This is a genomic window from Candidatus Krumholzibacteriia bacterium, assembly GCA_035268685.1.
Lineage (GTDB): Bacteria > Krumholzibacteriota > Krumholzibacteriia > JAJRXK01 > JAJRXK01 > JAJRXK01.
The window spans coordinates 1-8,778 of record DATFKK010000181.1 but is presented as its reverse complement, the minus strand read 5'-3'; the positions used below and the strand labels follow the sequence as shown (position 1 = coordinate 8,778).

Below are 8,778 nucleotides of genomic sequence, written 5' to 3'. Positions count from 1 at the left end.
GGAACATCGGATTCCTGAAGACGGAATCGGAGATCGGTGACTGGCGCGACGAGATCGCAGGACGGTCGTGGCTGTACGTCGCCGATCCGACGGACGTGGGGCCGAACTTCACGCTGCAACTCGTCCCGGACCTGGTCGACGACGTGTTCCTGTACGGAACCGTGGCCGAGGCCGACGTGGCCGTCACGGTGGGCTCGTGGACCTTCGATCACGCCTGGGTGCTCGAGTACACCATCGACCACGGCGAAGCGATGATCACCGACGAAGGCGGCAACGTCCTCGGCACGCAGCGGTGGGAGAGCACGGGATCGGTGACCTTCGTGTCCGGTGCCGGGCCGGTCGCGATGGACGAGCAACTGGTGGTCGTCGAACTCGACTGCCCGACCTGCCCCTACGAGCAGGGAGACGTCCTGTCGCAGGGAAGCCTGCAGCTACGAGCCGCAACCGTGCCGACCGAGACCGCCACCTGGTCGGGACTGAAGGCGCGGTACTGAGCGGTACGCGAGGATCGACCGCCGAGCGAGGGAATCATCGCTCGTCTCACCGCACCAGCGCCCGCCGCCAGTCCGTGACGATCTCGAGCAGCGCGTCGCGGTCGTCCCCCGTGTCGATCGCCACGGCCTGGAGGATGCGCTCGCCATCGGGATGCACTGCGAAGGAATTGCCCATGCGCTGTGGAGGGTCGACCTGGGTCGCGACGCGGAACGTGCCGGTGCGGAAACTCGTCCCGCTTCCGTCGACCTCGAAGGCCTTCAGGTTCCCTTCGAAGTCGGCTGCGTAGAGACGCGCGCCATCGGGCGACCACTGGGGGTAGAGCGCCGCATCGGTCGAGACCTGCCACTTCCGGCGGCCACCCTCGGCGGCCATGACGAAGACGTCGAAGGTCGCCGCCGAGTCTCCGTAGTACGCGATCCACCGGTCGTCGGGCGAGTACACGGCACCCGTGTGACGCTCCTCGCCGACCAGCAGGTCGGCTGGCTCGCCGGATCCGTCGAGCGGCAAGACGATCACGTCGGCGAGGGATCCGGCTTCGTCCTCGCGGGCGAGCAGCACGTGCGACTCGTCGCTCGCGACGTCGGTCACGCGCAGGAACGTTTCGTCCCGCCACAGCTCCTCGGCATCGACGGTGCCGTCGACCGACCGCCGGAACACGCGACCGCCTTCTTCCGAGCGCGCGACGTAGTACACGTGCGCGCCGTCGGGACCCCACACCGCGGATGACTCGTCCGAGGGATCGAAGGTGAAGCGTGTGCGCAGACCGTTCCCGAGATCCACGAGCCAGAGATCCACACCCTCCTGGGACTCCCCGTAGACCTCGACCACGGCCGTCGAACCATCGGGTGAGATCGTCGGGAAGTAGAGCTGCCCACGGGTTCCGAGGTCGGTCCGTTGCCCGCTCTCGAGGTCGATCCACTCCAGCTTGCGGTCCTGCTCGTTGGTGCCGCGCTGGAAGACCAGCGCGCCCGTCGACGAACTCGAGTAGGCGGCGAGCACGGCCCCGTCACTGACGATCATCACGTCCTCGACCACCGGCACCGCACCGCCCGTCATCTCCAACGTTCCGGGATCGAAGGGCGTGGCGAGCAGGGCGTCGTCGCGCACCGCGAGCAGGTGGCCCTGGCTGAACTCCACCTGCGTCTGGCTCTCGGTCACCCGCCGCGGGGCGTCGCCATCGAGTGATCCCACGTAGACCGACGCCAGGTCGCCCGACTGACCGTGGCGGGCCACGAACAGGAACTCCCGCCCGTTGGGCAGGAAGCGAGGATGGCGGTGCGAATCCTCGTCGTCGGCGAGCGCGGTGACCTCCTCGGGTTCGCCCCCGATCGCCGGAACCCGATGGATCGTCGCTGCCGCGTTGGGAGCGAAGACGATCACGCCGTCCTCGTTCCACGAGCCGCCCTTGCCGTTGCGGGCGGGGCAGATCGTCACGGGAGGTCCCCCACCCACGTTGACCTTGCGTAGTCGACCCGTGTTGGCCCCGACTTCGAAGAAGGCGATCGCCGTGCCGTCGGGCGACCAGAAGGGATACGCCGCGTTCTCGGTCCCCGACACCGCCACCGGCTCGGCGCGATCGAGATGGCGAAGATACAGGCGCGTGACCCCGGCCTCGTCCCGCGCGGTGAAGGCGATCATGCGTCCGTCGGGCGAGAGCATGCCGGATCCAGGCGCCGACGCGTTCAGATCGATCCGGGTCCCGGGCAGCGGCGGGATCGACGCGTGCAGGAGAGGCGGCTCGAAGGACGACGTGAGGACGCTCGATCCGATCCATCCACCCGCGAGTGCCGCCAGCAGGGCGAGCACCACGACGAGAACGACCGGAACGCCCCGCCGCCCGCTCGACGCCGCGGGAACCGCCGACGCCGTCGCCCCGAAGAGTGACGCGGCCGATGCGTCGCCGGACTGCAAGAGGATCCTCACCTCGCCGATGTCGCGCAGCCGCAGCCGTGGATCGCGCACGAGACAACGCTCGATGATCCGTACGAGCACCGGCGCCTGCGAAGCGGGGAGCGCATCCCAGTCGGGCTCGGCCCGCAGCACGGCGGCGAGCGTGTCGCTGACGGTCTCGCCCTCGAACAAGCGCTCGCCGGTCAGCATCTCGAACAGGATGACACCGAAGGCCCAGATGTCCGCGCGCCGGTCGACCGCCTTGCCCCGGGCCTGCTCCGGGCTCATGTACGCCGCCGTGCCGAGGATCGTGCCCGCCGCGGTCATGGCCGCCGTGATCGTGGGCGACGCGCCGATGTCGGTCTCGTCGCCGCTGTCGCCGAACCACGCGCGGGCCAGACCGAAGTCGAGGATCTTCACCTCGTGGCCGGGCGTGATCATCACGTTGGCCGGCTTCAGGTCGCGGTGCACGATCCCCTTCTCGTGCGCGGCCTCGAGCCCGGCGGCGATCTGTGCGGCGATGTCGGTGACCTCGTCCACCGGGATCGGTCCGCGTGCCATGCGTACGGACAGGTCCTCGCCCTCGACCAGTTCCATCACCAGGAAGCGCTGGCCCTCGTGCTCCTCGAAGCCGTAGATCGACGCGACGTTCGGGTGTTGCAGGCTGGCGAGGGTCCGCGCCTCGCGATCGAAGCGCGCGGCGCGCTCGGGATCGCCGGAGAGCTCGCGCGGTAACAACTTGAGCGCGACCTCACGACCGAGCTTGGTGTCGCGCGCGCGATGGACCTCACCCATGCCACCGCGGCCGATCAGACCGAGGATCTCGTAGTGGGCGAGCTTCCGGCCGGGCGACGGACCGGGTGTGGAGTCGGTCACGGGACGCTCCAGGTGGCGGGCAGGGGTTTCGAGCGTAGGTCGGCACCGGGGGACGGTCAACGTCGGCCACTTCACGAATTCCCCGTGGCTCCTCGTCCACTGTCGCTGTGGCTCGACGAACGGCTCGAACTGGCCGATCAGCCTTTCGACCTCGAGGAATCCGTGGCCCTGCTCGCCACCGGCCGGCTGCGGGCGCCGGGGGTGTGCCACCTGCGGTTGCAGACGGGGGCCGGGGCACACGGGAGGGCGGTGACGTTGGTGAACCGGCTGGCAGCGTCCGGGCCCGACGACCGAGCAGCTTCCACGCAGCGGGATGGCAGCGGGATGGTCGGTCCTGTCCGGAGACAGACCTCGCTCGACTTCGTGTCCAGGGTCGCCTGCGCGTTGCGATGGATCGGACCTTGGTGTATATACAACGTTATGGAACTGGACACCCGACTCCGAACCGTGGCCCGAGACTGCCTCGCGCGCAAGACGCGCTCCGTGGCCCGGGCGATCACCACCGTCTACCAAGAGGCTCTGCAACCACACGGCCTCATGGTGAGCCAGTTCAACATCCTGGTGGCCATCGCGGTGCATCGCGAGGCCACGCCGGGCGATCTCGTCGACGCCCTGCACCTGGAGAAGTCCACGGTGAGCCGCAACGTGCGGCGTCTCGAGGAACAGGGCTGGATCCGTACCGAGGGTGAGGGCCGGCGGGTGCACTACTCGGTCACTCGGTCGGGCCGCTCCCTCCTCGCCGCAGCACTTCCGGACTGGCAGAAGGCCCAACGCAGGGCCCGGGACCTGATGGGGCCGGAAGGCGCCCGAGCGCTCGGTACGATCTGGGCGCGCATCGCTTCCACCTCCTGAATCCACGACCGCGCCGTCAGGCAGACCGTTCCTTCCACCCCTTGAGTTGTATATACACCCTAATCCGAACCAGGAGACCCGACGTGAAGCTCGACGATCATCCCACGGTGAAGACCCTTCGGGCCCGCCGGCAGGTGGACAGTGATCCGGATCCCCGATCGCTCAAGGCAGACGAGCTACTGACCATCGCCCGCGAAGCGGGCGCCGACGACGCCGGACTGGTCGCCATCGACCGACCCGAACTCGCCGGCGAGCGGCCACACCTCGAGAGGGCCCTGCCCGGAGTCCGCACGCTCCTGGCCTATGTAGTGCGCATGAACCGAGAGCCGCTGCGCGCCACTGCCCGCTCCGTGGCCAACCTGGAGTTCCACACCGTGGGCCACGACGTCGACGCCGTGGGACACCGCGTGGTAGCGGCGCTCGAAGCGCGCGGGGTTCGTGCGCTCAACCCCGCCATGGGTTTCCCCATGGAGGTGCAGGACTTCCCTTCGCGCTTGTGGATCGTCGAGCACAAGACGACGGCAGTGGCCGCCGGATTGGGTGCGATGGGCGTCCACCGCAACGTCATCCATCCGCGCTTCGGCAACCACGTGCTGCTCGGAACCGTGCTCGTCGCCCAGGACGTCGCAACGCAGTCGGAGCCGCTCGACTACAATCCCTGCCTGGAGTGCAAGCTCTGCGTCTCGGCCTGCCCCGTCGGCGCGATCAAACCCGACGGTGCCTTCGACTTCTCGGCCTGCTACCACCACAACTACCACGACTTCATGGCCAACTTCGCACGTTGGGAGGACCGCCTGGCCGACGCCCGCAGTGCTTCCGACCTTCGCGATCGGCACCGTGAGGGCGAGAGCGTGGCCCATTGGCAGAGCCTCTCGTACGGCGCCAATTACCGGGCGGCGTACTGTCTGGCGGTGTGTCCAGCCGGCGAGGACGTCATCGCACCCTTCCTGGACGACCGCAAGGGCTACCGGCAGCAGGTGGTCGATCCCCTCCGAGATCACGACGAACCCGTCTACGCGCTACCCGGCTCCGACGCCGAGGCGCACGTGACCCGGCGCTTCCCCCACAAGGAGGTCCGTCACGTCGAGAGCGGACTGCGTCCCCAGAGCATCTCGACCTTCGCGGAAGGCTTGTTCCTGGTGTTCCAGGCGGAGCAGGCGAAAGACGTCGACGCGACCTGGCACTTCACCTTCCGCGGCACCGATGACCGGGCATTGACCGTACGTGTCGAACGTGGCCGACTGGACGTACGCGAAGGACTACACGGCGACGCCGACCTACGCATCCGGGCAGACGCGGAGACCTGGATCGACTTCCTCAACGGGCGGCGTGGCCTGCTGCGCTCATGGATCACCGGAAGGATCCGCTTCCGTGGATCGCCTCGATGGCTGTTGCGTTTCGCCAGGCTGTTTCCCGTGTGACCCCGGACAGGAGATCGTCCGGCGACGATCCGGCGCCCCCGCCGCTCACCCCTCGACCCACACCGTCTTCCGGTTCACGAACGACAGCAGACCGTCGCGCGCCAGTTCGCGCCCGTAGCCCGAGGCCTTCGTCCCTCCGAACGGCAGCCGCGGGTCGGACTTCACGAAGGCGTTCACGAAGGTGCAGCCTGCGTCGAGGTCACGGATCGCCCGTTCGCACTCGGCGTCGTCCCGGCTGAAGATCGCCGCACCGAGGCCGTAGCGCGTCTCGTTCGCCAGCGCGATCGCGTGCACCAGGTCGCGCGCCCGATGCACCACCGCGACCGGACCGAAGAGCTCCTCGGTGCGCGCCGGGCAGTCTTCGGGGACGTCGGTCAACACGCCGGGGCGGTAGAAGAAGCCTTCGCCCTCGACGACCTCACAGCCGGTGCGCGCACGGGCGCCGGCTTCGATCGACCGGTCGACCTGGTCGGCAAGGCGATCCCGCAGCGCCGCCGTCGCCATCGGGCCGATGTCGGTGTCGTCGTCCGACGGATCGCCGAGCCGTAGCGCCTCGACCCGTTCGACCAGGCCTTTCGTGAACGCGTCGGCCACGTCCTCGTGCACGACGAAGCGCTTGGCCGCGATGCACGACTGGCCGTTGTTGATCATGCGACTGGTGACCGCGGCGTCGAGCGCGCGGTCGAGATCGGCCGAGGGCATCACCACGAAGGGATCGCTGCCGCCGAGCTCGAGGACGCTCGGCTTGATCCGCTTCGCCGCCTGCTCCGCGACCGCGCTGCCCGCCGCCTCCGAACCGGTCAGCGTGACGGCGCGCACCCGGGGGTCGTCGAGGATCGACGGGACCTGCTCCGGTTCGACCAGGATCGTCTGGACACACCCCTCGGGGAAGCCCGCCTCGGCGAAGAGTTCGGCGACGGCCAATCCGCACTGCGGCGTGCTCGGCGCCGGCTTCACGAGCGCGGTGTTGCCCGCGGCCAGCGCCGGCGCGGCGAAGCGCAGGATCTGCCAGTACGGGAAGTTCCACGGCATGATCGCGAGCACCACGCCGAGGGGGAGATGCCGCACGTACGAGGCCTTCGCGTCGGTCGAGACCACCTCGTCGGCCAGCTGCTCCTCGGCGTGCTCGGCGTAGTAGCGGCACACCCAGGCACACTTGTCGACCTCCGACCCCGCCTCGGCGAGTCGCTTTCCCATCTCCTTCGTCGCCAGCCGCGCGAGTTCGTCGCGACGGGTCTCGAGCCGCTCGGCCACCTTGCGCAGGCCCTCGGCCCGCCCGGGCGTCGGCGTGTTGCGGAAACCGACGAAGGCGTCGTGCGTACGAGTGATCGCGGCATCGATTCCGGCGCGGTCGAGGGGATCGAAGGTCCTCTCGGTGCGTCCGGTGGTCGGGTCGGTGGTCCGGAAGGGCATGGTGGCGACTCGCAACGGAAGAGGGACTCGGAGGGATCGGTCGGCTCGATCCTATCCGTCCCGCCGTCGACCCGCGAGTCCGTGCCTCGCGACGAAGGAGGTCGGGGCACCCCCCAGGCCCGGAGCGCCGCGACTTCGGGTGGCATCACCCCGGGTCGATGGCCTATACTTTGTTCGGCGCCCGAACATAGTTCCGGTGCGGACGCGCACCGGGCCGATGTCCTCCCCCACTGGAGCTCCCGACGGTGAAGACGACCACGGCCCTCCCATTGTTCTCCCTCCTGGCCCTTGTCCTGGCCGTGTTCCCGCGACCGGCGCAGGCGACCTTCTCGCTCGTCTGGGCCGACGAGTTCAACGGCACGGCACTCGACACCGAGAAGTGGGGCTACGACATCGGCACCGGATGCCCGGACCTCTGCGGATGGGGCAACGCCGAACTCCAGTACTACCGCTCGGAGAACGTCGACGTCTTCGGCGGCAATCTCGTGATCACGGCGCGCGAGGAGAGCTTCGGGGGGCGTTCGTTCACGTCGGGCAAGATCGTCACCCGCAACAAGCACAGCTTCCTGTACGGCCGCATCGAGATGCGCGCCAAGCTGCCGAAGGGCGGCGGCATGTGGCCGGCCTTCTGGATGATGCCCCAGGACGACACCTACGGAACCTGGGCCGCCAGCGGTGAGATCGACATCATGGAGTCCGCGAACGCAATGGACTTCGTCTCCGGCACCCTGCACTTCGGCGGAGAGTTCCCGCAGAACACGTTCAGCGGCGGCAGCTACGCGCCGGCGAACGCCGACTTCTCCAACGGATTCCGGGTGTACGCCATCGAGTGGGAACCCGACGAGATCCGCTGGTACGTCGACGACCTGCTGTACTCGACGAAGACCAGCGACGATTGGTTCACGAACGCCGCGCCCGGCAATCCGCGCGCACCCTTCGACCAGCCCTTCTACCTGATCCTCAACGCGGCGGTGGGCGGCAACTTCACCGGATGCACGTCGCCGGGCTGCATCACCGCGGACCTCCCGCAGCAGTTCGTGGTCGACTACGTGCGCGTGTACGCCGACACCGACAACGCCCTGCCGAGCGTCCAGATCCTCGAACCGCGATCGGGCTCGACGCTTCCGCGTGGGGACGTTGCCATCTCGGTCGACGTCGACGATCCGGACGGATCGATCGATCGAGTGGAGTTCTACGACGATTTCACCTATCTCGGCGAGGCCACGACCCCGCCCTACGACTTCGTGTGGCAGAACGTCTTCGACGGCTGCTTCCGGATCCGCGCGCGCGCGATCGACGACCAGGGTGGGACCGCCGAGAGCGTCAGCGACATCACCGTGGGTGCGGGCTGCGGCCAGGCTCCCTTCGGCGACACCGTCGCCACCCTCCCGGGACGGATCGAGGCGGAGGACTACGACGAAGGGGGCCCGCTCGTCGCCTACGTCGACAGCGACCCGACCAACAACGGCGGCGCGTATCGCCCGAGCGAAGGGGTCGATCTCGAGGCGACCGCCGACGTGGGCGGAGGCTTCAACCTGGGTTGGGTACAGCCCGGCGAGTGGGTGGAATACACCGCCATCGTCGCATCGACCGGGACCTTCGACCTGCGCGCTCGCGTCGCGTCGGCGAGTGGCGGGGGCACGTTCCGCCTCGAGGTCGACGGTGTCGATCGCACGGGTGCCGTGGCGGTTCCGGCCACCGGCGGCTGGCAGAGCTGGGTCGATGTCGATTTCACGGCCGACCTCGAGTCGGGGTTGCACGTGATCCGCTTCGTGCCGCTCTCCGGCGAGTTCAACCTGAACTGGTTCGAAGGACTCTCGGTCGCGACCTC

At 68.6% G+C, this 8,778-nt stretch carries 6 protein-coding genes; 4 read left to right on the top strand and 2 right to left on the bottom strand.

Annotated elements, in window-relative coordinates:
* A partial coding sequence (locus VKA86_17685; protein HKK73037.1) for a hypothetical protein occupies positions 1–494 on the top strand: 494 nt, incomplete at its 5' end.
* A 46-nt stretch (positions 495–540) separates the two neighbouring features.
* Here the strand turns inward: VKA86_17685 and VKA86_17680 are convergent.
* The gene (locus tag VKA86_17680; GenBank protein HKK73036.1) at positions 541–3,261 is read right to left on the bottom strand and encodes a protein kinase; all 2,721 of its coding nucleotides are present in this window, start codon (positions 3,259–3,261) and stop codon (positions 541–543) included.
* An 84-nt stretch (positions 3,262–3,345) separates the two neighbouring features.
* Between VKA86_17680 and VKA86_17675 the strand changes: the two genes are divergently transcribed.
* Complete coding sequence (locus tag VKA86_17675) at positions 3,346–4,113, top strand: MarR family transcriptional regulator (GenBank protein HKK73035.1); 768 nt, start codon at positions 3,346–3,348, stop codon at positions 4,111–4,113.
* A gap of 83 nt (positions 4,114–4,196) precedes the next feature.
* Positions 4,197–5,534: an SCP2 sterol-binding domain-containing protein gene (locus tag VKA86_17670; GenBank protein ID HKK73034.1), complete on the top strand. Its 1,338-nt coding sequence runs from the start codon at positions 4,197–4,199 to the stop codon at positions 5,532–5,534.
* Between the two features lie 45 nt (positions 5,535–5,579).
* On the opposite strand, the gene VKA86_17665 is transcribed toward VKA86_17670, so the two are convergent.
* Positions 5,580–6,947, bottom strand: coding sequence for an NAD-dependent succinate-semialdehyde dehydrogenase (locus VKA86_17665; protein ID HKK73033.1), 1,368 nt, complete (start codon positions 6,945–6,947; stop codon positions 5,580–5,582).
* A 245-nt stretch (positions 6,948–7,192) separates the two neighbouring features.
* On the opposite strand from VKA86_17665, the gene VKA86_17660 reads away from it, so the two are divergent.
* Positions 7,193–8,778: carbohydrate-binding protein (locus VKA86_17660; protein HKK73032.1), on the top strand; the 1,586-nt coding region annotated here is incomplete at its 3' end.